Annotated in this window: 23 protein-coding genes; 10 read left to right on the forward strand and 13 right to left on the reverse strand. The window is 71.8% G+C overall.

Annotation, left to right across the window (positions count from 1 at the left end; translation table 11 throughout):
- Positions 1 to 3: 3 nt before the first annotated feature.
- The 3 genes from hisB to hisD are packed head-to-tail and all read right to left on the reverse strand — an operon-like array spanning position 4 to position 3022.
- The gene (hisB, locus tag ACZ7JA_RS33790; RefSeq protein WP_143636382.1) at positions 4 to 597 is read right to left on the reverse strand and encodes an imidazoleglycerol-phosphate dehydratase HisB; all 594 of its coding nucleotides are present in this window, start codon (positions 595 to 597) and stop codon (positions 4 to 6) included.
- Positions 594 to 1700, reverse strand: coding sequence for a histidinol-phosphate transaminase (locus ACZ7JA_RS33795; RefSeq protein ID WP_389452089.1), 1107 nt, complete (start codon positions 1698 to 1700; stop codon positions 594 to 596). The genes hisB and ACZ7JA_RS33795 overlap by 4 nt, the downstream gene beginning before the upstream one ends.
- Positions 1697 to 3022: a histidinol dehydrogenase gene (gene hisD / locus ACZ7JA_RS33800; protein ID WP_389304234.1), complete on the reverse strand. Its 1326-nt coding sequence runs from the start codon at positions 3020 to 3022 to the stop codon at positions 1697 to 1699. The genes ACZ7JA_RS33795 and hisD overlap by 4 nt, the downstream gene beginning before the upstream one ends.
- Before the next feature lie 212 nt (positions 3023 to 3234).
- Between hisD and ACZ7JA_RS33805 the strand changes: the two genes are divergently transcribed.
- The 4 genes from ACZ7JA_RS33805 (at position 3235) to ybaK (ending at position 7314) form a co-directional block, all read left to right on the forward strand.
- A complete protein-coding gene (locus tag ACZ7JA_RS33805; protein ID WP_470812244.1) occupies positions 3235 to 4812 on the forward strand; it encodes an oxidoreductase in 1578 nt (525 codons plus the stop codon).
- 170 nt (positions 4813 to 4982) lie between these two features.
- A complete protein-coding gene (locus tag ACZ7JA_RS33810; protein WP_470812246.1) occupies positions 4983 to 6035 on the forward strand; it encodes a hypothetical protein in 1053 nt (350 codons plus the stop codon).
- A gap of 11 nt (positions 6036 to 6046) precedes the next feature.
- On the forward strand, positions 6047 to 6784 hold the full coding sequence (locus ACZ7JA_RS33815; RefSeq protein ID WP_351670449.1) for an LON peptidase substrate-binding domain-containing protein: 738 nt from the start codon (positions 6047 to 6049) through the stop codon (positions 6782 to 6784).
- 29 nt (positions 6785 to 6813) lie between these two features.
- Positions 6814 to 7314 (forward strand): Cys-tRNA(Pro) deacylase, encoded by a 501-nt coding sequence (gene ybaK / locus ACZ7JA_RS33820; RefSeq protein ID WP_351670452.1) that lies wholly within the window; start codon positions 6814 to 6816, stop codon positions 7312 to 7314.
- Between the two features lie 140 nt (positions 7315 to 7454).
- Here ybaK and ACZ7JA_RS33825 read toward each other — a convergent pair whose 3' ends face one another.
- From ACZ7JA_RS33825 to ACZ7JA_RS33840, 4 genes are all read right to left on the reverse strand, one after another.
- Positions 7455 to 8087 (reverse strand): AAA family ATPase, encoded by a 633-nt coding sequence (locus ACZ7JA_RS33825; protein WP_351670455.1) that lies wholly within the window; start codon positions 8085 to 8087, stop codon positions 7455 to 7457.
- Positions 8088 to 8121: 34 nt separating this feature from the next.
- Positions 8122 to 8943, reverse strand: a complete 822-nt coding sequence (locus tag ACZ7JA_RS33830; RefSeq protein ID WP_450744509.1) for an ABC transporter permease — start codon at positions 8941 to 8943, stop codon at positions 8122 to 8124.
- Positions 8944 to 9007: 64 nt separating this feature from the next.
- Positions 9008 to 10021: an ABC transporter ATP-binding protein gene (locus ACZ7JA_RS33835; RefSeq protein ID WP_470812249.1), complete on the reverse strand. Its 1014-nt coding sequence runs from the start codon at positions 10019 to 10021 to the stop codon at positions 9008 to 9010.
- A 59-nt stretch (positions 10022 to 10080) separates the two neighbouring features.
- Complete coding sequence (locus ACZ7JA_RS33840; RefSeq protein WP_389304227.1) at positions 10081 to 11298, reverse strand: NYN domain-containing protein; 1218 nt, start codon at positions 11296 to 11298, stop codon at positions 10081 to 10083.
- A gap of 225 nt (positions 11299 to 11523) precedes the next feature.
- Between ACZ7JA_RS33840 and ACZ7JA_RS33845 the strand changes: the two genes are divergently transcribed.
- Positions 11524 to 11703, forward strand: a complete 180-nt coding sequence (locus tag ACZ7JA_RS33845; protein ID WP_351670466.1) for a hypothetical protein — start codon at positions 11524 to 11526, stop codon at positions 11701 to 11703.
- A 92-nt stretch (positions 11704 to 11795) separates the two neighbouring features.
- Here the strand turns inward: ACZ7JA_RS33845 and dnaE are convergent, their stop codons facing one another.
- The gene (dnaE, locus tag ACZ7JA_RS33850; protein WP_351670469.1) at positions 11796 to 15335 is read right to left on the reverse strand and encodes a DNA polymerase III subunit alpha; all 3540 of its coding nucleotides are present in this window, start codon (positions 15333 to 15335) and stop codon (positions 11796 to 11798) included.
- Positions 15336 to 15559: 224 nt separating this feature from the next.
- Between dnaE and ACZ7JA_RS33855 the strand changes: the two genes are divergently transcribed.
- From ACZ7JA_RS33855 to ACZ7JA_RS33870, 4 genes are all read left to right on the forward strand, one after another.
- Positions 15560 to 16885, forward strand: coding sequence for a DUF2252 domain-containing protein (locus ACZ7JA_RS33855; RefSeq protein WP_403678255.1), 1326 nt, complete (start codon positions 15560 to 15562; stop codon positions 16883 to 16885).
- A gap of 67 nt (positions 16886 to 16952) precedes the next feature.
- A complete protein-coding gene (locus ACZ7JA_RS33860; RefSeq protein WP_470812300.1) occupies positions 16953 to 17648 on the forward strand; it encodes a hypothetical protein in 696 nt (231 codons plus the stop codon).
- Positions 17649 to 17728: 80 nt separating this feature from the next.
- Positions 17729 to 18550, forward strand: a complete 822-nt coding sequence (locus ACZ7JA_RS33865) for a thioredoxin domain-containing protein (RefSeq protein WP_470812252.1) — start codon at positions 17729 to 17731, stop codon at positions 18548 to 18550.
- A 92-nt stretch (positions 18551 to 18642) separates the two neighbouring features.
- The gene (locus ACZ7JA_RS33870) at positions 18643 to 20313 is read left to right on the forward strand and encodes an alkaline phosphatase D family protein (RefSeq protein WP_470812254.1); all 1671 of its coding nucleotides are present in this window, start codon (positions 18643 to 18645) and stop codon (positions 20311 to 20313) included.
- Between the two features lie 19 nt (positions 20314 to 20332).
- Here the strand turns inward: ACZ7JA_RS33870 and ACZ7JA_RS33875 are convergent, their stop codons facing one another.
- The gene (locus ACZ7JA_RS33875) at positions 20333 to 20902 is read right to left on the reverse strand and encodes a dienelactone hydrolase family protein (protein ID WP_351670481.1); all 570 of its coding nucleotides are present in this window, start codon (positions 20900 to 20902) and stop codon (positions 20333 to 20335) included.
- A 105-nt stretch (positions 20903 to 21007) separates the two neighbouring features.
- Between ACZ7JA_RS33875 and ACZ7JA_RS33880 the strand changes: the two genes are divergently transcribed.
- Positions 21008 to 22114, forward strand: coding sequence for a mechanosensitive ion channel family protein (locus tag ACZ7JA_RS33880; protein ID WP_351670484.1), 1107 nt, complete (start codon positions 21008 to 21010; stop codon positions 22112 to 22114).
- Between the two features lie 84 nt (positions 22115 to 22198).
- Here the strand turns inward: ACZ7JA_RS33880 and ACZ7JA_RS33885 are convergent, their stop codons facing one another.
- The 4 genes from ACZ7JA_RS33885 to lspA form a co-directional block, all read right to left on the reverse strand.
- Positions 22199 to 23785: a Na+/H+ antiporter gene (locus ACZ7JA_RS33885; protein WP_389304220.1), complete on the reverse strand. Its 1587-nt coding sequence runs from the start codon at positions 23783 to 23785 to the stop codon at positions 22199 to 22201.
- Between the two features lie 81 nt (positions 23786 to 23866).
- A complete protein-coding gene (locus ACZ7JA_RS33890) occupies positions 23867 to 24334 on the reverse strand; it encodes a GNAT family N-acetyltransferase (protein ID WP_351670490.1) in 468 nt (155 codons plus the stop codon).
- Positions 24331 to 25275, reverse strand: coding sequence for an RluA family pseudouridine synthase (locus tag ACZ7JA_RS33895; protein ID WP_470812257.1), 945 nt, complete (start codon positions 25273 to 25275; stop codon positions 24331 to 24333). The genes ACZ7JA_RS33890 and ACZ7JA_RS33895 overlap by 4 nt, the downstream gene beginning before the upstream one ends.
- Positions 25276 to 25362: 87 nt before the next feature.
- Positions 25363 to 25998: a signal peptidase II gene (gene lspA, locus ACZ7JA_RS33900; RefSeq protein ID WP_351670496.1), complete on the reverse strand. Its 636-nt coding sequence runs from the start codon at positions 25996 to 25998 to the stop codon at positions 25363 to 25365.
- Between the last annotated feature and the right edge of the window lie 37 nt (positions 25999 to 26035).

Raw genomic sequence — 26035 nt, forward strand, 5'->3', positions numbered from 1 at the left:
GGGTTACAGCGCGCCCTTCGTCGAGGGGAGGATGCCGGCCGCGCGCGGGTCGCGTTCGGAGGCGTAGCGGAGCGCCCGGGCGAGCGCCTTGAACTGGCACTCCACGATGTGGTGGGCGTTGCGGCCGTAGGGCACGTGCACGTGCAGGGCGACCTGCGCCTGGGCGACGAAGGACTCCAGGATGTGCCGGGTCATCGTGGTGTCGTACTCGCCGATCATCGGCGCCATGTTCTCGGGCTCGGTGTGCACGAGGTAGGGGCGGCCGGACAGGTCGACGGTGACCTGGGCGAGGGACTCGTCCAGCGGGACCGTGCAGTTGCCGAAGCGGTAGATGCCCACCTTGTCGCCGAGCGCCTGCCTGAAGGCGGCGCCGAGCGCGAGGGCGGTGTCCTCGATGGTGTGGTGGGAGTCGATGTGCAGGTCGCCGTCGGTCTTCACGGTCAGGTCGAACAGACCGTGCCGGCCGAGCTGGTCGAGCATGTGGTCGTAGAAGCCGACCCCGGTGGCGATGTCGGTCCTGCCGGTGCCGTCGAGGTCGATCTCGACCAGTACCGAGGTCTCCTTGGTGGTGCGCTCCACGCGTCCGACGCGGCTCATGACTGGGTCTCCTTCTGCAACTCACGGACGGCGTCGAGAAACGCGTCGTTCTCCTCCGGGGTGCCGGCGGACACCCGCAGCCACCCCGGTACTCCGTTGTCCCGGACCAGCACGCCCCGGTCGAGGATCTTCCGCCAGGCCTCGTGGGCGCTGTCGAACCGGCCGAACTGCACGAAGTTCGCGTCGGACCCGATCACCTCGAAGCCGATCGAGCGCAGTTCGGCGACGAGCCGGTCCCGCTCGGACTTGAGCTGCTCGACGTAGCCCAGCAGGGTGTCGGTGTGCTCGAGGGCCGCCAGGGCGGTCGCCTGGGTGATCGCCGAGAGGTGGTACGGCAGCCGGACGAGCTGTACCGCGTCGACGACCGCCGGGTCGGCGGCGAGGTAGCCGAGGCGCAGTCCCGCGGCGCCGAACGCCTTCGACATGGTGCGCGAGACGACCAGGTTGGGCCGGCCCTCCAACAGCGGCAGCAACGACTCGCCGTGGCTGAACTCGATGTAGGCCTCGTCCACGATCACCATGGACGGCCTGGCCGCCTGGGCCGCCTCGTACAGCCCGAGGACCGTCTCGGGCGGAACGGCGTTGCCGGTGGGGTTGTTGGGGGTGGTGACGAACACGACGTCGGGCCGGTGCTCGGCGATCGCGCGCCGGGCGGCGTCGAGGTCGATCCCGAAGTCCTCGCCGCGGGGCCCGGAGATCCAGCCGGTGCCCGTGCCGCGTGCGATGAGCGCGTGCATGGAGTACGACGGCTCGAAGCCGATGGCCGTGCGGCCGGGTCCGCCGAAGGTCTGCAGCAGTTGCTGGATGACCTCGTTGGAGCCGTTGGCCGCCCAGACGTTCTCGATGCCGAGCGGGTACTTGCCGGTCTTCGTCAGGTACTTGGCCAGCTCGGTGCGCAGCTGGACCGCGTCCCGGTCGGGATAGCGGTTCAGGTCGCGGGCGGCCTCCCGGACCCGCTCCACGATCCGCTCGACCAGCGGCTCGGGCAGCGGGTAGGGGTTCTCGTTGGTGTTCAGCCGTACGGGGACGTCGAGCTGGGGCGCTCCGTAGGGGGACTTGCCCCGCAGCTCGTCCCGTACGGGCAGATCGTCGATGCCGGTCACTTGCTCGTCGGTACCTTCCAGCCGAACCGTGCCTTGATCGCCGCGCCGTGCGCGGGCAGGTCCTCCGCCTCCGCCAGCGTGACCACGTGGTGCGCGACCTCGGCCAGCGCGTCCTTCGTGTAGTCGACGATGTGGATGCCGCGCAGGAAGGACTGGACGGACAGGCCCGAGGAGTGGCAGGCGCAGCCGCCGGTGGGCAGGACGTGGTTGGACCCGGCGGCGTAGTCGCCGAGCGAGACGGGCGCCCAGGGGCCGATGAAGATCGCGCCGGCGTTCCTGACCCGGTCGGCGACCGCGGGGGCGTCGGCGGTCTGGATCTCCAGGTGCTCGGCGCCGTAGGCGTCGACCACCTTCAGGCCCTCCTCGACGCCGTCCACGAGCACGATCGCGGACTGCCTGCCGGCCAGGGCCGGGCGGATCCGGTCCTCGATGTGCCTGGTCGCCGCCACCTGCGGCTCCAGCTCCTTCTCCACCGCGTCGGCCAGCTCGGTGGAGTCGGTGACCAGCACGGCCGCCGCGAGCGGGTCGTGCTCGGCCTGGCTGATCAGGTCCGAGGCGACGTGCACCGGGTCGGCCGTGTCGTCCGCGAGGATCGCGATCTCGGTCGGGCCGGCCTCGGCGTCGATGCCGATCTTCCCGGTGAAGTAGCGCTTGGCCGCGGCCACCCAGATGTTGCCGGGGCCGGTGACCATGTCGGCGGGCGGGCAGGACTCGGTGCCGTGGGCGAACATCGCGACGGCGGTGGCGCCGCCGGCCGCGTACACCTCGTCCACGCCGAGCAGCTCGCACGCGGCGAGGATCGTCGGGTGCGGCAGTCCGCCGAAGTCGGCCTGCGCCGGGGAGGCGAGCGCGATCGACTCGACGCCGGCCTCCTGCGCCGGCACCACGTTCATGATCACGGACGAGGGGTAGACGGACCGGCCGCCGGGCGCGTACAGCCCGACGCGGTCGACCGGGACCCACTTCTCGGTCACGGAGCCGCCGGGCACGACCTCGGTCGTGTGCGTCGTGCGGCGCTGTGCGCGGTGGACCAGGCGGGCCCGGCGGATGGACTCCTCCAGGGCGGCGCGTACGGCCGGGTCGAGGGCCGCGAGCGCGTCGGTCAGCGCCTGGGCCGGGACCCGCACGGACTCCAGCCGTACCCCGTCGAACTTCTCGGCGAAGTCGATCAGCGCCGCGTCGCCACGATGATGCACGGCCTCGCAGATCGGACGCACCTTCTCCAGGGCGGCCGAGACGTCGAAGTCGGCTCGGGGCAGCAGGTCGCGCAGGGCTGGGCCCTCGGGGAGGGCGTCGCCGCGCAGATCGATTCGGGAGATCACGTACTCAATTCTCTCAGACCCGCGTCCGTGACCGTCCGCGCGTATCAATGGCTGATACAGAACGTGGCCGGAACGTGGAAGATCACGGGGCTGCCTGAGGGGTATCACCCCGGAAAGGCCGGCACGCCTGGTGTGCCGGGCGTCACCCAGCGGGCATGAACGGGTGTACGAGGCGGACGGAACGCGAGTAGCGCGGGAAGAAGGCAGGAGCGGTGACCGAGGGGGCCGGCGGCGACGCCGGAGATCTGCCGGAGGACCTGACGGCGACCGAGGCCGGCATGTGGCAGGCCTTCCGCAACGGCAGCACGTACGACCTGAGCAGCGGGGACCTGGTGGTGGACGATCCGCACGGCGGGCATCCCTGGGGCCCGGAGCGGAGTGTCAGGGCGCGCGCCGTCTGCTGGCTGCTGCTGGACGGACCGCCCGCGCTCGCGGGGCGGGTGTCCGCGCTGAAGCTGGCCGGTGTGCGGATCACCGGCACGCTGGAGCTGGCGGGCGGCACGGTCACGCCGTACGTGGAGATGCGCGACTGCCGCTTCGACGACCAGGTCCTGCTGCCCGAGGCCCGGTTCACGACCGTCCGCATGGTGAACTGCGCGCTGCCCCGGCTGGAGGCGGCCCGGGTCACCACCGAGGGCGACCTGCACCTGCCGCGCTGCCGCTTCCAGAACGGGGTGCGGCTCACCGACGCGCACATCGGGACCGACCTGCTGCTGAACCAGGCGGTCGTGCACCCCGACCGCAGCGGCCGCTCCATCGCCGCGGACGGCATGAGCGTCGGCCAGGACCTGCAGGCGGAACTGCTGGAGTCGCACGGCGAGCTGAGCCTGCGCGGCGCCCAGGTCGGGGGCTCGCTGAGCCTGCGGGGGGCGAAACTGGCCAATCCGTACGCCCGCCTCGCCCTGAACGCGCCGCAGCTGACGGTGGAGCGCACCCTGTACCTGACCCCGGCGGGGGTGGGCAATCCGCTGCTGAGCGGGACGACGCCCGCGCGCGGGACGCGGATCCAGCGCTTCGAGTGCCAGGGCGGGGTGCGGCTGGACGACGGCCGGTTCGGGGACGCCGTGGACCTGGAGCGGGCCCGGTTCGTCCTCACCGACGACCAGGACCTGTCGCTGCGCCGGGTGCAGACGCCGGAGCTGCGCTTCCTCGGCGAGGGGCCGCAGCGCGGGCAGGTGAAGCTGTCCGGCGCGCGAGTCGTCAACCTGGTGGACCGGGCGGGGAGCTGGCCGGGCCCGGGCAACCTGCACATGGGCGGCTTCGCCTACGAGAGCCTGGTCCCGCGCGGTCCGTTCCCGCTGACCCGGCGGCTGGACTGGGTGGCCGCGGCGACCGCCGAGTACAACCCGGAGCCGTACGAGCGGCTGGCCTCGGTGCTGCGCGCCGCCGGGGAGGACGAGGACGCCCGCGAGGTGCTGCTGGCCAAGCAGCGCCGGCGCCGCGAGACGCTGCCGCCGGCGGGCAAGGTGTGGGGCTTCGTGCAGGACTGGGCCGTGGCCTACGGCTACCGGCCGGGCCGGGCGGCGGTGTGGATGGCGGTGCTGTGGGCCGCGGGCACGCTCGCCTTCGCGCACGCCGGGCATCCGCCGGTGGACCCGGGCGAGCACCCCTCCTGGAGTCCCGCCCTGTTCACGCTGGACCTGCTGCTTCCGGTGATCGACCTGGGCCAGGTCGGGCAGTGGCAGCTCAGCGGCGGCTGGCAGTGGCTGTCCGCCGCGATGATCATCATGGGCTGGATACTGGCGACCACCGTGGCGGCGGGGGCCACCCGGCTGCTGCGGCGGAGCTGACGGCGGGCGGGCGACGGCCCACAGCTCTCACAGCTCCCAGCCCACAGCCCGGGGGGGCAGGTACATCACAATAGTTGAACCGTCACCCTTTGCCCGTCCTTGACCTTATGTCGTACAACCTTTCATGACTTGGCCAGACCCTCTGGCGCTCGCCGACCTGCGGTCTTTCAATGGTCGACACCATGGCTCTGCTGCCGGCGTTCCTCCGCCCCACCCGGACGACACGACGTGCCTCGTACCCCGCCGCCCTGCCCCAAGGCGGCTTCGAGGCGGTCCTCGACGCGCCCGACGACCTCCTCTCGCCCGCCCTGGTCGCGGCCGGCCGGGGCGAGTACGGCGCCGCCTCAGCCCTGCTCGCCACCACGCGCGCGGCCGGCCGGTGGGAGGACCGCGACCGCTACACCAGGGGGCTCGCGGCCTTCGCCCGCTCCCGCCCCGAGTGGTTCGACGCATGGCGCGCGGCCGCCCCGGCCGACGCCGACGCGGCACTGGTCGCGGCCCAGCTCGCGGTGGACCGCGCCTGGCCGTCGCCGGCCCGCGCCGAGCTGCTGCGCGAGGTGAGCCCGCTGATCACGGCCGCCGCCCGGGCCGACGACCGCGACCCGGTGCCCTGGCGGATCGCCCTCGACCACGCGCGCGGCTCCCGGGCCGGGCACCGCTACTTCGAGGAGCTGTGGGAGGCGGCGATCCGGCGCGCCCCGCACCACTACGGCTGCCATGTGGCCGCCCTGCGGTATCTGGCGACCTTCTGGCACGGCTCGCACCGCGAGTGCTTCGACTTCGCCGACCTCGCCGCGCAGGACGCCCCGGCCGGGTCCCTGGTCCAGGCGCTGCCGGCCCGGGCGGCCTTCGGCTACCTGACCGACGACTGCGGGCCCGAGGTGCCGCGCGAGCGGCTGGACGCGGCCGCCGACCGTGCGGTGTCGCTGTCAGCCCGTTTCCCGTCCGCCACCCCGGGGCCGGCCCCGATGCGCAACAAGCTGCTGTACGTGCTCGTCCGGCTGGGCCGGTGGGAGGACGCCCGCGCCCAGCTCGGCCTGATCGGCCCGTACGCCACCTCGTTCCCCTGGGACCGCTTCTCCGACGACCCGCTCGGCCAGTTCCTCCGGCTGCGCGACGGGCTCCTCGGACCCACTCCCCCCGCCTTCCCGGCGGGGCTGGTGCGGACGCCGCCGCGGCCGCTGGACGGGCACCGGGGCCGGGCTGCCGCCGCCGACCATTAGGCTGGGTCGCCGTGACCACCGTCCGTCTGCCCCTGTTCCCGCTGAACTCGGTGTTGTTCCCGGGGCTCGTGCTGCCCCTGAACATCTTCGAGGAGCGGTACCGCGCCATGATGCGCGAGCTCCTGAAGACCCCCGAGGACGAGCCGCGCCGGTTCGCCGCGGTGGCGATCCGCGACGGCCACGAGGTGGCACCGAGCGCTCCGGGCATGCCGGATCCGACGGCGCAGCCCGAACGGGGCCCGGCCGCGGGCTTCGGCCCGGACCCCCTCGCGTCGTTCCACGGCGTGGGCTGCGTGGCCGACGCGGCGACCATCCGGGAGCGCGACAACGGCACCTTCGAGGTGCTCGCGACCGGGACGACCCGGGTGCGGCTGCTCTCCGTGGAGGCCTCGGGTCCGTTCCTGACGGCGGAGCTGGAGGAGCTGACCGAGGATCCCGGCGACGAGGCGGGCGCGCTGGCCGAGGGCGTCCTGCGCTCGTTCCGCCAGTACCAGAAGCGCCTGGCGGGCGCCCGTGAGCGCTCGCTGGCGGGCACGGAGCTGCCCGACGACCCCTCGGTGGTCTCCTATCTGGTGGCCGCCGCCATGGTGCTGGACACGCCGACGAAGCAGCGGCTGCTCCAGGCTCCGGACACCGCGTCCCGCCTCCGGGACGAGCTGAAACTCCTTCGCTCGGAGGCGGCGATCATCCGTAGTCTGCCGTCCCTGCCCGCGTTCGAGCTGACGCGGACGCCGACCAGCATGAACTGAGCGAACCGAACCGAGGCCCGGCACCCCGAATGGCGAAGAAGTCCAAGAAGCAGCAGTCCGGCGGCACGCCCGCGACCGTGGCGCTGACCGCGGCCGGCGTGGACCACACCGTGCACGCCTACGACCACGACCCCTCCCACCCTTCTTACGGCGAGGAGGCGGCGGAGGCGATGGGCGTCTCCCCGGACCGGGTCTTCAAGACCCTGGTGGCCGACGTCGACGGCACGCTCACCGTGGCGGTGGTCCCCGTCTCCGGCACGCTGAACCTGAAGGCGCTGGCGGCGGCGGTGGGCGGCAAGCGGGCCGCCATGGCCGACCCGGCCCTCGCCGAACGCACCACCGGCTACGTCCGGGGCGGCATCTCCCCGCTGGGCCAGCGCAAGAGGCTCCGCACGGTCCTGGACGACTCGGCCGGGGCCCACGCCACCATCTGCGTCTCGGCGGGCCGCCGCGGGCTGGAGGTCGAACTCGCGCCGGCGGACCTCGCCACGCTCACGGAAGCGGTACTGGCGCCGATCGGCCGCGACTGACCCGACCGGGCGACGCGGGTACGCCGGGCGGGTTCGGGGCGCGCCGACTGCCCGGCGTCATCGGGCCGCGCACGGCTCATGGCATCCCGGCGCATCAGGCCGGGCGCGACTCACAGAGGTCGGGCCGCAAGCCAGGGGTGTCAGGCCGGGTACGCCTCTTCGGGGTCCCGGGGGCCGAACAGGGCCGTGAGGCCCAGGTGGACCAGCAGTGCGGCCAGGGGCCAGGCCAGCAGCGCGCCCTTCGCTCCCAGCTTCAGCGGGGCCGAGAAGGTGACGCCCTTGCCCACCGCCTTGGCGTGGGCTATGACGTCGGACTCGGGGCCGAGCCAGACGCCGAGCCGCCACGCCAGCAGGGAGCCCAGCAGCCCGCCGAGGCCCAGCGCGACCACGAGCGGCACGCCGCCACGCCGTCGCCATAGGAACACCACGACCGCGCTGACCAGGCCGAAGGCCAGCCCCAGCAGCGTGAACGTGCCGTCCACGCCGACCGCCTGCTCGCCCTCGGTGTCCTTGATGTAGACGACCCAGCTCTTGTCGACCTGGTCGGCGATCAGCGGCACGTGCGGCGCCAGCCACCACCACAGCAGCCCGAGCAGCACCCCGCCCAGGGTCACCGCCACGGTGACCACCGCGGCCTCCCGCACTTCGGTCTTCATACCGGGGCCGTCCTGTTCGTACATGCCCGCGAACGGGGCCGCGGCGGGCGGGGCCTGCCGGACCTGGTGCGCGGAGTCGTCGTGCGGCGGCGGAGGCGGAGTCAGCGGTGCGGTCACCCTGACATCGTGCCAGGTCGTGCCGTGAGCCGCGTCACCGGACGGCCGCCCTGCGGTACGCCCAGGCCGCCGCCGCCAGCGAGACCACTCCGACACCGGCGCACACCCCCAGATCAGCCAGGACGACGGCCCAGTCGGGGTGTGCCCCGAAGGTGCGCGCGTATGCCTCCACACCGTAGGTCGACGGCAGCAGGTCCCGGGCGAGACGGATGATCTCCGGCATCCGGTCGGCGGGCAGCACCCCCAGCAGCAGGGCCGCGGACATGCCGAGCTGCCCGAGCAGCGTGGCCAGCTCGGGCCGCGGGGCGAGCAGGCCGCAGGCGGCGCCGAGCCCGGCGAGCGCGGCCCCGGCGAGCGGGATCACGGCCAGCAGGATCCACAGGTTGGCCAGCGGCAGCCCGAACAGCAGGCAGCCGAAGACGGCGGTCACCAGCGTCCCCGGCACGGTGAAGGAGGCGTACGCCCCGGCCGCGCCCAGCACCACCGCCGCCGGCGGCACCGGCAGCGTGGCGTAGTGGTCGAGCCCGCCGCTGGCCCGCAGCTGCCCGAAGTACTGCGACAGCAGGTTCAGCGCCACGTAGGCGACGACCAGCACCGAGGACCCCGCGACCACGGACTGGGCCTCGCTGCCGCTGTCCACGACGCCCCGCATCATCACGGTGATGCCGACGGACTGGAAGGTCGCCACGAACAGCAGCGGGATACGGGCCACGCGGGCCCGGGAGAGCTGCGCCCGGTAGACGGCCACCAGCGACGGCCACAGCCGCGCGGGCGGACCGAGCTCGGCCGCGCCCGGGGCCGCGTCCGGAACGGCCCGGGCGCCGCCGGGCAGGACCTCCGCGGGTACGACACTCACGACGCGCTGCTCCTCTTCCCTACGGCCCTGGCGCACACCCGTACGCATTCCGCGGCCCGCGCGCTCACGCCTTCACCAGCCCCTGCCGGGCGGCCCCGCCCAGGGACAGGTACACGTCCTCCAGGCTGGGCGTGGCGAGCGTGAAGTCGTCCAGGGCGGCGAAGGCGGCTCCGCCGGTGACCGTGGCGACCGCGGCCCGGGCCTCCTCGGGTGCCAGCCGCAGTGTCCAGCGCCGGCCGGACTCGGTGGCCCGCTCGCGCAGGCCGGCGACCTCGGGCACGTCCAGCGGCGCCCGCTCCCGCCACACCAGCTCCACCCGTACCTCGCCGGAGACCTGTTCCTTCAGGCCCGCGGGGCTGTCGCAGGCGATGACCCGGCCCTGGTCCAGGACGGCGACCCGGTCGAGCACGGTCTCCGCCTCGATGACGTTGTGGGTGACCAGCAGCACCGTCGTGCCGCGTTCGGCCCGCCGGCGGTCCACGGCCGCCCACACCGCGCGCCGGGCCACCGGGTCCATGCCGGTGGTCGGTTCGTCGAGGACGAGCAGCGGCCGTTCGCCGACGAGGGCCGCGGCGAGGCAGGCCAGCCGCCGTTGGCCGCCGGACAGCTTCTTCAGGGCGCGGCCCGCGATCGGGGTGAGTCCGAGTTCGTCGAGCACGGCGTCCCGCTCGGCGCGCGCCCGTCCCGCGTCCAGTCCGCGCAGCCGGCCGGTGGTCTCGGCGGCGAGCGAGACGGTCAGCTCGTCCAGGGCGGAGGACTCCTGCCCCAGGTAGGCGAGGATGCGGGAGGCCAGCCGGGGGTGCCTGACGATGTCGTGGCCGAGGATCTCGACGCTGCCCGCGTCCGGCCGCAGCAGCCCGGTGAGCTGGCGCACGAGGGTCGACTTGCCGGCGCCGTTCGGTCCGAGCAGCCCGAAGATCTCGCCGCGCCGCACCTCGAGTTCCACCCCGTCGGTGGCCCGCACCTCGGGCGTGCCCGGCGTCCCGCGCCGCCCCTTCACGGGCGGATAGGTCTTGGTGAGCCCGCGCACGCGTACGACGTCGTCGTACCGAAGTGCCTGTGCCGCGTGCGTACTCACAAGTGACGAGACTACGGGGTCCGAGGCCTTTACTCGTCCTTGGGGGCGGCCACCGGGGTTCAGTCGGCGGCGGGCGCGTGCTGCTCGGTGGCCGCCGGGACGTCGACCTCGCGCCAGAAGCCCGCCCGGATGGCGTAACGGTCGTGCTCGTCGATCTGGTCGTCCTTGTGGGCGAGCAGGCCGAAGCGCGCGGCGTAGCGCAGCAGCTCGCCGTCGATGCGGTGCGGGATGCGCGGATACATCGTGGACAGCCGCTGCACGTGGTTCTGGTCGCCGAGCCGGGAGATCCAGCGGCGCGCGAAGACCTGGCCCACCTCGTACGGATCGCCGCCGACGGTGGTGATGTCCTCCTCCCGGTCGGCCCAGCGCTGCTCGGCGGTGGTGAGCTGGGCGAGGGTCGGCATGGAGGCGACCTCGGGCGGCTCGGCGACCGCTCCCGGCCGGTCCACCCAGCCCTTGTCGGAGGACCATCTGAGGGTCGCGGTGGTCGGGTGCTGCACGGCCTGCACGCCGGGTGCGCGCAGTGCGGCGAGGTCCTTGGGGGTGGGCACTCCCTTGGGTGCGGCCGCCCGGCCCTGGGTGCTGTGCTCGGCGGCGGCCGGCGGGTGGGCGCCCTCCTCGGCGGAGCGTTCGGCGCCGGCGGTGAGGGCGGAGTCCGGCAGCGGTGCGGAGAGGATCGCGGCGATCTCGGGGCGGGGCGCGGGCGGCGGGGCGCAGACGCCGGTCAGCTCCTTGGCGCGGACGGCCTGGGTGATCCAGGCCCGGTCCAGCACCCGCCGCTCGTCGGCCTCGGCGACCAGGTCCTCGGACTGGTTGTAGTCGCCGTCGGCGGCCTGCACGGCCCACAGGTGGACGGCGACGCCGTGCTCCTTGGCGGACATCATCCCGGGCAGCAGGTCGCCGTCGCCGGTGACCAGGACGATGTCGGAACAGGCGCGGTTGCGGGCCAGTTCGGTCAGCTCGGCGTGCATGGCGGCGTCCACGCCCTTCTGCGCCCAGCGTCCGTCGGTGCGGGTCAGCGCGCCCAGCCGGACGGTGACCCGGGGCATCACACGCAGCCGCCGGTGCTCCGGCTGCGGGACCCGGTCCGGGGCGCCGTCGAACCAGTAGATGCGCAGCAGCGGGCGCTCGGTCTCGGACTCCGCCCGTTCGCGCAGGGCCTGGATCAGCGCGGCGTGGTCGACGGTGATCCGGGACCGCGAGGGCTCACCCGCGAGGAGGCTGGCCGCGGCGCCCAGCAGATACCCGGCGTCCACCAGGACGATGCAACGGTCCACGCGACTCACCCTCTTCCCGGGAGGCTTTGCTTCGGACTTCCTTCGAGTCTGCCCGAACGGACGGGCGTTAACGGCCGGAACTCGATCTTCGGCGTGGCGTTTAGGGAGCCCGTTCGCCCACCTCCCCTGTCACACACGGTAATTATCCGACATGCGGCTGATGTCAGCGTATGTGAATCTGAACCCGGCCCTGGCCCCTAGATCCCCTTCAGGAGGCAGATCACCATGGCCAAGAACAAGAACCGCAAGCAGGGTGGCCCGCAGAACCGCGCTTCGCAGGCCGAGCACACGGCGGAGCGAGCTCAGCGTCCGGCGGCGGAGGAACCCGATACCTCCATGGCGGGCGTCGCGGGCAGCCCCTCCGATGCTTCCCGTAAGAAGCAGAAGAGCTTCGGTCACAACTAAAGGGCATGTGAAGCCCAGGCACACAGGAGGGGCGCACCCGCTGAGGGTGCGCCCCTTCGTCATCGGCGCGGCGTCGCGGCCCGCGTCGTGGCTCAGCCGGCCAGGCAGGACGGGCCGAGCAGCACCTTCAGGTCGCCGAAGAGCGCCGGATCGGGCTTGACCCGGTGCCGGTCCAGGCGCAGCACGGTGGTCTTGCGCGGGCCCTGGAGCTTGATCCGGACCTCGCTGTCGCCCTTGTGGTGGCTGAGGATCTCGCCGAGGCGGCTGACCATGGGCGGAGTGACCCTGGTCGCCGGGATGGTGAGGATCACCGGCGCGTTGGTGCCCGCGTTGGACAGGTCCGGGACCATCAGCTCCATGGCGACGAGCCGGGGCACGTCCTCGCGCTTGTCGAGGCGGCCCTTGACGAACACCACGGCGTCCTCGACCAGTTGGGTCGACACCAGCTGGTAGGTGGCGGGGAAGAACATGCACTCGATGGAGCCTGCGAGGTCCTCCACCGTGGCGATCGCCCAGGCGTTGCCCTGCTTGGTCATCTTGCGCTGCAGGCCCGAGATGATGCCGCCGATGGTGACGACCGCGCCGTCGGCGTGCTCGCCGCCGGTGAGCTGGGAGATGCCCGCGTCGGCCTTGTCGGACAGCACGTGCTCCAGGCCGAAGAGCGGGTGGTCTGAGACGTACAGCCCCAGCATCTCCCGCTCCTGGGCGAGCAGATAGGTCTTGTCCCACTCGTCCTCGGTGAACTGCACGTCGAGTCCGAAGCCGGGTTCGCTGCTGGTCTCCTCGCCCATGCCGCCGAAGAGGTCGAACTGGCCCTCGGCCTCCTTGCGCTTGACCGCGACCACGTTGTCGATCATCGGCTCGAAGTGCGCGGTGAGGCCCTTGCGGGTGTGCCCCAGGGTGTCGAACGCGCCCGCCTTGATCAGCGACTCCGTGGTGCGCTTGTTGCACGCGACCGCGTCGACCTTGTCGAGGTAGTCGGGGAACGAGGCGTACTTCCCCTTGGCCTTGCGGCTCTTGATGATCGACTCGACCACGTTGGTGCCGACGTTGCGCACGGCTTCGAGGCCGAAGAGGATCACGTCGTCGCCCTGGGCGGCGAAGTTGTGCACCGACTCGTTGACGTTCGGCGGGAGCACCTTGATGCCCATGCGGCGGCACTCGTTGAGGTAGACGGCCGACTTGTCCTTGTCGTCCTTGACCGAGGTGAGCAGTCCGGCCATGTACTCGGCGGGGTGGTTCGCCTTCAGGTACGCGGTCCAGTACGAGACCAGCCCGTACGCGGCGGAGTGCGCCTTGTTGAAGGCGTAGCCGGCGAACGGGACCAGCACGTCCCACAGCGCCTGGATCGCCTCGTCGCTGTAGCCGTTCTTCTTGGCGCCGGCCTGGAAGATGGTGAAGTTCTTCGCCAGCTCGTCGGGCTTCTTCTTGCCCATCACGCGGCGGAGGATGTCGGCCTCGCCGAGCGAGTACCCGGCGATGATCTGGGCGGCCTTCTGCACCTGCTCCTGGTAGACGATCAGGCCGTAGGTGACGGCCAGGACCTCTTCGAGCGGCTCCTCGAGCTCCTTGTGGATCGGGGTGATCTCCTGGAGCCCGTTCTTGCGGAGCGCGTAGTTGGTGTGCGAGTCCATGCCCATCGGGCCGGGACGGTAGAGCGCGGAGACGGCGGAGATGTCCTCGAAGTTGTCGGGCTTCATCAGGCGCAGCAGGGAGCGCATGGGGCCGCCGTCGAACTGGAAGACGCCGAGGGTCTCGCCGCGCTGGAGGAGTTCGAAGGTCTTCGGATCGTCGAGCGGCAGGGACAGCAGGTCGAGGTCGATCCCCTTGTTGGACTTCACCATCTTGACGGCGTCGTCCATGATCGTCAGGTTGCGCAGGCCCAGGAAGTCCATCTTCAGCAGGCCGAGCGACTCGCACTGCGGGTAGTCCCACTGCGTGATGGTCACGCCGTCCGTGTGCCGCACCCAGATGGGGGCGTGGTCGACGATGGGCTCGCTGGACATGATCACGCCGGCCGCGTGCACGCCCATCTGCCGGACCAGGCCCTCGACGCCCTTGGCGGTGTCGATGACCTTCTTGACGTCCGGCTCGTTCTCGTACATCGAGCGGATCTCGCCCGCCTCGTTGTAGCGCGGGTGCGAGGGGTTGGTGATGCCGTCGAGGTCGATGCCCTTGCCGAGGACGTCGGCGGGCATGGCCTTGGTGAGCCGGTCGCCCATGGCGTACGGGTAGCCCAGCACGCGCGCGGAGTCCTTGATGGCGTTCTTCGCCTTGATCTTGCCGTAGGTGCCGATCATGGCGACCTTGTCGGCGCCGTACTTCTCGGTCACGTACCTGATCACCTCGACGCGCCTGCGCTCGTCGAAGTCGATGTCGACATCGGGCATGGAGACGCGCTCGGGGTTGAGGAACCGCTCGAAGATCAGTCCGTGCGGGATGGGGTCGAGGTCGGTGATGCCCATGGCGTAGGCGACGATCGAGCCGGCCGCCGATCCGCGCCCGGGGCCGACGGCGATGCCGTTCTTCTTCGCCCACATGATGAAGTCGGCGACCACGAGGAAGTAGCCCGGGAACCCCATCTGGATGATGACGTCCATCTCGTACTCGACCTGCTTCTGGCGGTCCTCGGGGATGCCGCCGGGGAAGCGCCGCTCCATGCCGCGGCGGACCTCCTCCTTGAACCAGGTGACCTCGGTGTAGCCGTCCGGGATGTCGAACTTCGGCATGAGGTTCTTCGCCTCGAACATGCCGGTGGTGTCGATCTGCTCGGCCACCAGCAGGGTGTTGCGGCAGCCCTCCTGCCAGGCGTCCGAGGAGTCGATGGCGTACATCTCGTCCGTGGACTTCAGGTAGTAGCCGGTGCCGTCGAACTTGAAGCGGTCCGGGTCGGAGAGGTTCTTCCCGGTCTGGATGCACAGCAGCGCGTCGTGGGCGGCCGCCTCGTGCGCGTAGGTGTAGTGCGAGTCGTTGGTGACCAGCGGGGGGATGCCGAGCTTCTTGCCGATCTCCAGGAGGCCGTCGCGGACCCGGTGCTCGATCTCGATGCCGTGGTCCATCAGCTCCAGGAAGTAGCGGTCCTTGCCGAAGATGTCCTGGTAGTCGGCGGCCGCCTTCAGGGCCTCGTCGAACTGGCCGAGGCGCAGACGGGTCTGCAGCTCGCCGGAGGGGCAGCCGGTGGAGGCGATCAGCCCCTCGGACCACTGGGAGATCGTCTCCTTGTCCATCCGGGGCCACTTCTGGAGCCAGCCCTCGGCGTACGCGTCCGAGGAGAGCCGGAAGAGGTTGTGCAGGCCCGTCGAGTTCGCCGCCCAGATCGTCTTGTGGGTGTAACCGCCGGAACCGGAGACGTCGTCCCGCTTCTGGTGCGGCTGGCCCCACTGGATCTTGCGCTTGTTGCGCCGGGACTCGGGCGCGACATACGCCTCGATGCCGATGATCGGGGTGACTCCGGCCTTCTTCGCGGAATGGAAGAAGTCGTACGCCCCGTGCAGGTTGCCGTGGTCGGACATGGCGATGTGCGTCATGCCCATCTCGTTGCACGCGTTGAACATGTCCTTGAGCCGCGCGGCACCGTCCAGCAGCGAGTACTGGGTGTGGACGTGCAGGTGCGTGAAGGGCGGCTTCGACACGGTATGGCCTCCAACGGAAAACACGGCGACGGGCTGGCGGACGGTCGGGGGGTCAGCGTCGAAGTCTATGCCCGGGCACTGACACACGAGGGGCATCCCCCGCGTACCTTCGTGCGGGAACCGGGCACTCCCGCGTGGCGTCGCCCGTTGAAGACGGCGGAGACGCCGTCGTTCCCCGTACGCACATCCACGCACCACCGTCCCGCACCAGGAGGCACTTCGCGATGCCGGTCCCCGAGCTCAACGACGAGCAGCGCGGCGAGGAGATCCTCGCCGTCTTCGACACCGCCTTCGGCCGGCTCCTGGCCGCCGACCCGGCCGCGTTCCGGGTGAAGTTCCGGAAGATGGCGGCCTCGGCCTTCGCGTTCTACCGGGGCACGGCGTGCCTCTTCTACCACGATCTCGACGCGGAGAAGCGCGGCGGCCCGTACCTGGACGACCGCACCTCGCGCGTCTGGATCCACGGCGATCTGCACGCGGAGAACTTCGGCACCTACATGGACTCCAACGGGCGCCTGGTCTTCAACGTCAACGACTTCGACGAGGCCTACGTCGGCCCGTTCACCTGGGACCTCAAGCGCTTCGCCGCCTCCGTCGCGCTCGTCGGCTACGCGAAGGCGCTCAGCGACGAGCAGATCACCGAGCTGGTGACGGTCTACGCCGAGGCCTACCGGGAGCGCATCCACGCCCTGGCCACGGGCGCCAAGAGCGACGAGGTGCCGCCGTTCACGCTGGACACCGCGCAGGGCCCGCTGCTGGACGCGCTGCGCGACGCCCGCTCGCTCACCCGCTTCGGGCTGCTGGAGTCGATGACGGAGATCCGCGACTTCGAACGCCGGTTCGCGCCGGGCGGCGGCTCGATCGAGCTGGACGCCGCCACCCGCTACAAGGTGCTGGCCGCCTTCGACGGCTATCTGGAGACGCTGCCGGAGACCTCGCTGGCCCGCCCGGACTCCTACCGCGTGAAGGACGTCGTGGGGCGCCGGGGCATCGGCATCGGCTCGGCGGGCCTGCCCTCGTACAACATCCTGCTGGAGGGGCACAGCGACGCCCTCGAGAACGATGTCGTGATCTACATCAAGCAGGCCCAGACCCCGGCGGTCTCCCGGCACATCACCGACCCGGCGATCGCGGAGTACTTCCAGCACGAGGGGCACCGCACGGTGATCTCCCAGCGCGCCCTGCAGGCGCACGCCGACCCGTGGCTGGGCTGGACCGAGCTGGACGGCGCGGGGCAGCTGGTGGCCGAGGTGTCGCCGTACGCGGTCGACCTGGACTGGGGCGACATCGACGACCCGGAGGAGATCGCGGCCGTCGTCGCCGACCTGGGCCGGGCCACGGCGACGATGCACGCGGCGGCGGACGACACCTCCGGCGAGTCGCTGGTGCCGTTCTCGACCGAGCGGGCCATCGACGCGGCCCTCGCGGCCGACGAGGAGGGCTTCGCGCCGCTCCTGGTGGACTTCGCGCACGGCTACGGCGCACGCGCGCGTGCCGACCACCAGATCTTCCTCGACCTGTTCCGCAACGGCCGCATCCCGGGGCTGTGACCTTCGGGACTCACAGGCGTCCTTTAGGAGTCCCTTACCGGCGTACGTGACAGACTCTGTAGTCACCATGGACATCTCCGGGACCCAGCTCAGAGCCGTACGCGCGGCGCTGTTCACGGCAGTGGTCGTGACGCTCAGCACCGCGTCGCACGTTCTGCTGTCCAGGGCCCCGCTGCCGGCGGCGACCGTGTGCGCGGTCGCCGCCGCGGTGTTCGCCACGGCGTACGCGCTGGCGGGCAGCGAGCGCGGCTTCGGCCGGATCGCGGCCCTGCTGATCCCGCTGGAGCTGGCCGCCGACACGGTGTTCACCACCGGCCAGCAGTCCTGCTACGGCAGGGCGGGCGGCCCGGTCGCGGGTCCCCTGCACGCGTTCGGTTTCGACGTGCTGTGCGGGGGCGGCAGCGTGGGCACGCCGCTGGCCCAGGTCACCGGCGCGCCCGGCCGTGGCGCCGTGGTCCCGTTCGCGGACGCCGGCCCGGCCGCCGCCTGGCTGCTGCTCGCCGCGCACCTCGGCGTGGGGCTGCTGGCCGCCGCCTGGCTGCGCCGGGGCGAGCGGGCGCTGGCCCAGCTGCTGGGCGCGGTCACGGCCACCACCTTCCGTCCGCTCCTGCTGCTGGCGGCGGCAGCGGGCGCCGTATCGCTGCCGCCGGCCCGCCGGCTGCCGCGCCCGGCCCCCTGGCCGGCCGTCGCCCGCGACCGGCTCCTCACGCACTCCCTGGGACGGCGTGGACCGCCGTGCTGCCGCGCCCTCGCCCTCGTCTGAGCGGCGACCGCTGAGCACGACCAGTCCCCCGCACGTATCCCGCGTACGACGTGTGCGCGTCCCACATGGAGATCATCACTATGAGCAAGCGGAACAGCCAGTCGGCGAAGACTGCGGCCCGGGAGCGGCTGCGCCAGGAGCGCGAGCGGCAGGCCAGGCGCGACAAGGCCAGGCGGCAGATCATCGTGGCCGGCTCGGTCGTGGCCGTACTGGCCGCCGCGGGCGGCATCGGCTACGCCGTCGTCCAGGCCAACAAGCCCGGCTACTGGGAGGGTCTGAAGGACGCCTCCAGTGTCGCCGCCCCGGCCAACACCACGGGCGCCAAGGGCACCACGGTCGTCATCGGCAAGGACACCGCGAAGAAGACCCTGAAGGTCTACGAGGACCCGCGCTGCCCGGTGTGCGCCCAGTTCGAGCAGACGGTCGGCTCGACGGTGAAGAAGGACGTCGACGGCGGCAAGTACAAGATCCAGTTCGTGGGCGCGACGTTCATCGACGCCCACGACAACGGCGTGGGCTCCAAGAACGCGCTGAGCGCGCTCGGCGCCGCGCTCAACGTCAGCCCGGAGGCGTTCCTCGAGTACAAGGGCGCCCTCTACTCGGCGAAGTTCCACCCGGACGAGCAGACCGACAAGTTCAAGAGCGACGACTACCTCATCAAGATCGCCGACACCGTCCCCGCGCTCAAGAACAACGCCAAGTTCCAGAACGCGGTCAAGAAGGGCACGTACGACGCCTGGGCGATGGCGATGTCCAAGTCCTTCGACGACAACAAGGACGGCGTGTCCGGCACGCCGAGCTTCGTCATGGACGGCAAGAAGCTGACCGCCGACAGCCAGGGCAACCCGCCCATGACGGTGGCCGACTACAACCGGGTGCTGGACGCGGCCCTCAAGGACTGACCCTCCGTCAGAAACGGAGCACCGCGTGAAGAGCGGGCGAACTTTCGGAGTTCGCCCGCTCTCGCGCATACCGATCAGTAACCTGATCGGTCGTGACCAGTCGATACAGATCATCCGAGGCACACCAAGGCCTCAACTCCCTTTCGCCCCGCCGCCGTACGGTCGTCAAGGCCGCGGCGGCGACGGCTGTGCTGGCCGGCCCGCTCGCCGCCACCCTTCCGGCGCGCGCTGCCGACCAGGCCCCCGCCTTCCTGCACGGCGTCGCCTCCGGCGACCCGCTGCCCGACGGCATCCTGCTGTGGACCCGGGTGACGCCAGTGCCCGAGGCGACTCCCGGCTCCGGGGTCGGCCCGGACACCGAGGTCGGCTGGGTCGTCGCCCGGGACAAGGCGCTCACCGACGTCGTCGCCAAGGGCTCGACCACCGCCACCGCGGCGGCCGACCACACCGTCAAGGCCGACATCCGCGGCCTGGCCCCGGCCACCGACTACTGGTTCCGCTTCACCGCCGGCGGCACCGACTCCCCGGTGGCGCGTACCCGCACCGCGCCGGCGGCGGACGCCGCGGTGTCCTCCCTGCGCTTCGGCGTGGTCTCCTGCGCCAACTGGGAGGCGGGCTACTTTGCCGCCTACCGCCACCTCGCGGCCCGCGGCGACCTGGACGCCTGGCTGCATCTCGGCGACTACATCTACGAGTACAAGTCCGGCGAGTACGCGGCCCGGGGCAAGGTCGTACGGCCGCACGCGCCGGCGAACGAGATCCTCACCCTCGCCGACTACCGGATCCGGCACGCCAAGTACAAGACCGACCCCGACCTGCAGGCCCTGCACGTGAAGGCGCCGGTCATCGCGATCTGGGACGACCACGAGTTCGCCGACAACGCCTGGTCCGGCGGCGCCGTGAACCACACCGAGGGCGCCGAGGGCGCCTGGTCGGCCCGTCAGGCCGCCGCCAAGCAGGCCTACTTCGAGTGGATGCCGGTCCGCCCCGCCATCGCCGGCACCACCTACCGGCGGCTGCGCTTCGGAAAGCTCGCCGACCTCTCCCTGCTGGACCTGCGCTCCTTCCGCTCCCAGCAGGCGGCCACGGCCAGCGGCTCGGTGGACGACCCGGACCGTACGCTCACCGGCCGCGCGCAGCTCGACTGGCTCAAGGCGGGCCTGAAGGCCTCCGACACCAGGTGGCGGCTGGTCGGCAACTCCGTGATGATCTCGCCGTTCGCCGTCGGCTCGCTCTCCGCGGACCTGCTCAAGCCGCTCGCCAAGCTGCTGGGCCTGCCGCAGGAGGGCATCGCCGTCAACACCGACCAGTGGGACGGCTACACCGACGACCGGCGCGAACTCCTCGCCCATCTGCGCTCGAACGCCATCGGCAACACCGTCTTCCTGACCGGTGACATCCACATGGCGTGGGCGAACGACGTGCCGGTGGACGCGGGCACCTACCCGCTGTCGGCGTCGGCGGCCACCGAGTTCGTGGTCACGTCGGTCACCTCCGACAACCTCGACGACATCGTGAAGGTGCCCGAGGGCACCGTCTCGGCCGTCGCCTCACCGGTCATCAGGGCCGCCAACCGGCACGTCCACTGGGTGGACACCGACCGGCACGGCTACGGCGTGCTCGACATCACCGCCGACCGCGCGCAGATGGACTACTACGTCCTGTCCGACCGCACCGACGCGAACGCGACCTCCGCCTGGGTGCGTTCGTACCGCACCCGCAGCGGGACGCAGAAGGTCGAGCGCACCTACGACCCGGTGTAGCCGTCCGCCCGCTGCACGGCTACAGACTGTCGAGGAAGCCGAGCGCCACCCGCCAGGTGGCCTCGGCGGCCTCCTCGTCGTAGTCCGGCAGGCCGGGGTCGGTGTAGACGTGACCGGCCCCGGCGTACCGGTAGACCTCCACGTCCGCGCCCGCCCGGCCCATCTGCAGGTACCAGGCGCTCAGCCAGTCGTCCGTCTCGAACGGGTCCGGCTCGGCCACGTGCAGCTGCACCGGCAGCTCGTCCACCCGCGCGTTCGGCGCGATGTCCGAGGTGCCGTGCAGGAGCAGCAGGCCTCGCGCCCGCTCGTCGCCGAGGGCCAGCGTCTGGGCGACGGACGCGCCGAGCGAGAACCCGGCGTAGACGAGACCGCGCTCGGAGTACGGCGCCGCCGCCAGCACGGCCCGCTTCAGCAGCTCGTCCTTGCCGATCCGCTCCTTGAACTCCATGCCCTCCTCGACCGTCTCGAACGTGCGCCCCTCGAAGAGGTCCGGCGTCCACACCTCGTGGCCCGCCGCGCGCAGCCGGTCCGCGGCCTCGCGCACCGCCGGCCTGAGCCCGTAGGTCGAGTGAAAAAGCATGATGTTCATGGGGCCATGGTGCCAGCCGGGCGGTACGGGACCGGAACCGCCGTACCCAGATGCGTGCCGAACTCACATGTTCATCCGCGCCGACCACCGGTTAGGAGCGGAGGCATGGAGAACGTACTCCGCCCCCTGATCGTGATCGGCAGCTCCGTCCTGCTCACTCTCGTCATCGGCTGGGCCACGGACCGGCTGCTGTGCAAGGCCGACGCCCGCAACCCCGAGACCCCGCTGTGGGGTCTGTTGCGGCGCGGCCGCATCCCCTACCAGCTGGTCCTCTGCGCCGCCTTGCTCAGAGGCTCCTACGACCAGGCCGAGCTGCTGGAGCAGCACCGGGCCGGCATCGGCCGGACACTGACGCTGGTCCTCATCGGGTCCGCCGCCTGGCTGGTGATCCGGATCGCGGCGGCGATCGTCGAGACCTCGTACAGCCGCTACGCACGCGTCCACCGGGACGCGGCCCGGGTGCGCCGGGTGCGCACCCAGGTGGAGCTGATCATGCGGGTGGTCTCGGCGATCGTCATCGTCGTGGCCGCCGCCTCGATGCTGCTGACGTTCCCGGCGATGCGTGCGGCCGGCGCCTCGCTGCTGGCCTCGGCCGGCATCCTCGGCATCGTCGCCGGTGTGGCCGCCCAGTCGACCCTGTCCAACATGTTCGCCGGGCTGCAGATCGCCTTCGGCGACATGGTGCGGATCGGCGACACGGTCGTCGTGAACGGGGAGTGGGGCACGGTCGAGGAGATCACCCTCACCTTCCTGACGGTGCGGACCTGGGACGAGCGGCGGATCACGATGCCGGTGTCGTACTTCACGTCCAACCCGTTCGAGAACTGGTCGCGGGGCACCCCGCAGATGACGGGCATCGTCTACTGGCACCTGGACCACAGCGCGCCGATCGAGGCGATGCGCGAGAAGCTCCGCGACATCCTGCGCGAGTGCCCGGCCTGGGACGGCCGCGCCTACAACCTGGTGGTGACCGACACCACGCCGAACACCATCCAGGTGCGCGCCCTGGTCACCGCAAAGGACGCGGACGACATCTGGACGGTACGGGTCGCGGTGCGCGAGCAGATGATCACCTGGCTGTCCGCCGAGCACCCCTACGCGCTTCCCCGGGTCAACACCTCGGACGCGGTCCTCGCCCCGAACCGCATCCCGTCCCCGGACCGCGCGACGCTCCGCAAGGCCTACGAGTTCCCGCGCACCGGCCGGGGCTGAACCGGTGCCCGCCGCCGGCCGGCGGCGGCTCGCCCCTTACCGCTGCCGCCCCGCCGGGCGTTCCGTCCGGCGGGGCGGCAGCGGTCAGCGCAGGCTGCGCACGTCGAGGTGGCGCAGCACCCGGTCCACGATCTCCGGATCGGCGCCGGGCTCGCTGCGCGCCGCCAGCACCTCGTGCCGCGCGGCGCTCAGCATCTCGCCCTGGATCCGCCGCACCCGCTTCAGCCGCCGCGCCCGCTGGTGATGCGCCTCCCGGCGGTCCTCCTCGCCCATGTCCGGGCTGATGCGGATGCCGATGTCGAAGGCCCGGCGCAGCATCTGCTCGGAGAGCTCCTCGGGCAGCTCCTCCACCTGCTCGATCTCCCGCAGCCTGCGCTTGGCGGCCTTGGCGGCCCGCACCGCCAGCTCCTTCTCGAACTCCGACTCCCGCTCAGAGTCGGCCTGCACCCCCAGCCGCCGCACCAGCCACGGCAGCGTCAGGCCCTGCAGCACCAGTGTGACGATGATGACCCCGAAGGCGATGAACACGAGCTCGTCCCGGTCCGGGAACGGCTTGCCGGCGTCGGTCTTGAGCGGGATGGCCAGCACCAGGGCCACCGAGGCCACCCCGCGCATCCCCGACCACCACATGACGACGGTCTCCCGCCAGCTCACGGGGATCTCCTCCTCGATGTCCCGCCGGGCGTGCAGCCGCTTGGTCAGCCAGGTGGCGGGCAGCAGCCACAGCAGCCGTACGACCACCACCACGCCCGCGATCGCCGCCGCCCAGCCGAGGAGTTCGCCCCACCGCCCGGACGCCGTCCGGATGGCGTTGTGCAGCTCGAGCCCGATCAGCCCGAAGGCGACGCCGGTGACGAGCGTGTCGATGATGTCCCAGAAGGTGTGCCCGGCCAGCCGGGTCAGCACGTCGTCGGCGTCGGTGGCGTACTCGGAGAGGAAGAGCGCGGTGGTGAGCACGGCGAGCACCCCGGAACCGTGCAGTTCCTCGGCGAGCACGTAGGAGGCGAAGGGCACCAGCAGGGTGAGCCCGATCTGCAGCGTGGGGTCGCCGAGCCAGTCCATCAGCTTGTTCGCGAACCAGCCCAGCGCCAGCCCGACGACGACCGCGACCACGGCGGACAGCACCAGGTCGAGTCCGGCGTCCCAGGCGGAGAACTCGCCGCTCACGGCGGCGGCGACGGCCACGTGGTACAGCACGATGGCCGTCACGTCGTTGAAGAGCCCCTCGCCCTCCAGGATCGACACCAGGCGGCGCGGCAGTCCGAGCTGCCCGGCGACGGCGGTGGCGGCGACCGGGTCCGGCGGGGCGATCAGCGCGCCCAGCACCACGGCGGCGGCGATGGGCAGCCCGGGCACGATGGTGTGGGCGACCGCGGCCACGCAGAACGTCGTCACGAAGACCAGGGCGACGGCCAGCAGGAAGATCGGCCGCTTGTTCGCCGTGAACTGCCGCCAGGAGGTGCGGCGTACGGCGGCGTAGAGCAGCGGCGGCAGCAGTGCGGGCAGGATCAGCTCGGGCGGGAACTCCACGTTGGGCACGAAGTCGGCCACCGCGAGGACGCCGCCGAGCAGGGTCATCAGCACCGGCGCCGGCACCCCGAACCGGTTTCCGACGGGAACGCTCAGCAGGGCCCCGAGCAGCACCACGAACAACAGGGCCAGCTGGTCCACGGCAAGCGCTCCGGGAGTCGACGATCACACGGCAGGTCTCCAGCCTGCCACGACGCTCGCGCCCCGGCCGTACCGGAGGGTCTACAGGACGCGCCGCATGGCCCGGTGCGGGATCCCCGCGTCCGGGAACTCCGGGCCGTACGCCTCGTACCCGAGACGCTCGTAGAAACCCAGGGCGTGGGTCTGCGCGTGCAGGTCCACCGCGGCCAGGCCGCGCGCGCGTGCCGCCTCCTCGACGGCCCGCACCAGGGCCGCGCCGACGCCGAGACCGCGCGCCGGACGGGCGACGGCGAGCCGGCCGAGGGAGCCGACCGTGGCGTCGCCGCCGGTCTTGGCGGCGGCTGCCTCGCCGTGCAGCAGGCGTCCGGTGCCGAGCGGCACGCCGTCCTCGCGGACCGCGAGGACATGGACGGCCACGGCGTCGTAGGCGTCGTACTCGATGTCCTGGTCGACGCCCTGCTCGACGACGAACACCTCCTTGCGCACCGCGAAGCAGGCTTCCCGGTCGGCGGGGTCCTCCGCGACCCGGACGGTGTAGGGCGTGCTCACGCGTACGTCTCCTCGCGTACCTGGTCGAGGGCGTGCTGCAGGTCCTCGGGGTAGTCGCAGCCGAACTCCACCCACCGTCCGTCACCGGGGTGCTCGAAGCCGAGCCGCACGGCGTGCAGCCACTGGCGGGTCAGGCCCAGCCGCTTGGCGAGCGTCGGGTCCGCGCCGTAGATCAGGTCGCCGACGCAGGGATGGCGGTGGGCCGACATGTGGACGCGGATCTGGTGGGTGCGGCCGGTCTCCAGCTTCACGTCGAGCAGGGAGGCGGCGCGGAAGGCCTCGATGAGGTCGTAGTGGGTCACCGAGGGCTTGCCGTCGGCGGTCACCGCCCACTTGTAGTCGTGGTTGGGGTGGCGGCCGATCGGGGCGTCGATCGTGCCGCTGGTCGGGTCCGGGTGGCCCTGCACGAGGGTGTGGTAGCGCTTGTCGACCGTGCGCTCCTTGAACTGGCGCTTGAGCGACGTGTACGCGTACTCGGACTTCGCGACCACCATCAGGCCGGACGTGCCGACGTCCAGGCGGTGCACGATGCCCTGGCGCTCGGCGGCGCCGGAGGTGGAGATCCGGTAGCCGGCGGCGGCGAGACCGCCGATGACGGTCGGGCCGCTCCAGCCCGGCGAGGGGTGCGCGGCCACGCCGACCGGCTTGACGATCACGACCACGTCGTCGTCGTCGTGCACGATCTCCATGCCCTCGACCGGCTCGGCGACCACCTGCACGGGCGCGGGCGCCTGCGGCATCTCGACCTCGAGCCAGGCGCCGCCGTGGACCCGCTCGGACTTGCCGACCACCGTGCCGTCGACCTGCACCTTGCCTGCCCCGGCGAGTTCCGCCGCCTTCGTACGGGAGAAGCCGAACATGCGGGAGATGGCGGCGTCGACGCGCTCGCCCTCCAGGCCGTCGGGCACGGGCAGGGTACGGATCTCGGGAATCGTGCTCACCCGTCGAGTATGCCGGACGGCTCCGCCGGCCCCGACCGGGCCTGTGGACAACGGCCCCGCGCGAGGACCGGTCCCAGTGAAGCGGTCTCAGTCCTTGTGCACGGTGCCGTCCGGGTCCAGACCGCGGAACGACAGCAGCACGATCAGGATGCCGCCGCACACGATCGCCGAGTCGGCCAGGTTGAACACCGCGAAGCCCTTGGGCGCGATGAAGTCCACCACCTCGCCCTGGAAGACGCCGGGCGCCCGGAAGACGCGGTCGGTGAGGTTGCCGAGCGCACCGCCGAGCAGCAGGCCGAGGGCGATCGCCCAGGGCAGGCTGTAGAGCTTGCGGGCGAGGCGGACGATCACCACGATCACCGCGGCCGCGATCAGCGTGAAGATGATCGTGAAGGCGGCCCCGAAGCCGAAGGCCGCGCCCGGGTTGCGGATGGCGTGCAGCTCCAGCCAGTCCCCGACCACCTGGATCGGCGCGTGGTGCTCCAGCTTCGCCACCACCAGCATCTTGCTGACCAGGTCGAGGGCGTAGGCGAACACGGCCACCGCGAACAGCACGGCGATCCGGCGCCCGCGTCCGCTCCGCTGCCCCGCCGGCGCCGTCCGCTCGCCGGTCGCGGGGGTGCCGGACGCACCGGACCCGGCGGGTGCCTCGGCCGCCGCCGTGTGCTCGCCGCTGTCGTCCGGGGTGTCCGGCGTACCGATGACGCGCTCCGCCTCTGCCACGTGAGTCCCTCAACCTAGGTGCCTGACTGAGGACGAG

It is taken from the genome of Streptomyces sp. NPDC038135, from assembly GCF_055601245.1.

Excerpts from the sequence above, each read along its gene's own strand:
- ACZ7JA_RS33875 (WP_351670481.1), bottom strand. The coding sequence starts at position 20,902 with ATGAACATCATGCTTTTTCACTCGACCTACGGGCTCAGGCCGGCGGTG.
- ACZ7JA_RS33865 (WP_470812252.1), top strand. The coding sequence starts at position 17,729 with ATGAGCAAGCGGAACAGCCAGTCGGCGAAGACTGCGGCCCGGGAGCGG.
- ybaK (WP_351670452.1), top strand. The coding sequence starts at position 6,814 with ATGGCGAAGAAGTCCAAGAAGCAGCAGTCCGGCGGCACGCCCGCGACC.
- ACZ7JA_RS33860 (WP_470812300.1), top strand. The coding sequence starts at position 16,953 with ATGGACATCTCCGGGACCCAGCTCAGAGCCGTACGCGCGGCGCTGTTC.
- hisB (WP_143636382.1), bottom strand. The coding sequence starts at position 597 with ATGAGCCGCGTCGGACGCGTGGAGCGCACCACCAAGGAGACCTCGGTA.
- ACZ7JA_RS33845 (WP_351670466.1), top strand. The coding sequence starts at position 11,524 with ATGGCCAAGAACAAGAACCGCAAGCAGGGTGGCCCGCAGAACCGCGCT.
- ACZ7JA_RS33810 (WP_470812246.1), top strand. The coding sequence starts at position 4,983 with ATGGTCGACACCATGGCTCTGCTGCCGGCGTTCCTCCGCCCCACCCGG.
- ACZ7JA_RS33880 (WP_351670484.1), top strand. The coding sequence starts at position 21,008 with ATGGAGAACGTACTCCGCCCCCTGATCGTGATCGGCAGCTCCGTCCTG.
- ACZ7JA_RS33855 (WP_403678255.1), top strand. The coding sequence starts at position 15,560 with ATGCCGGTCCCCGAGCTCAACGACGAGCAGCGCGGCGAGGAGATCCTC.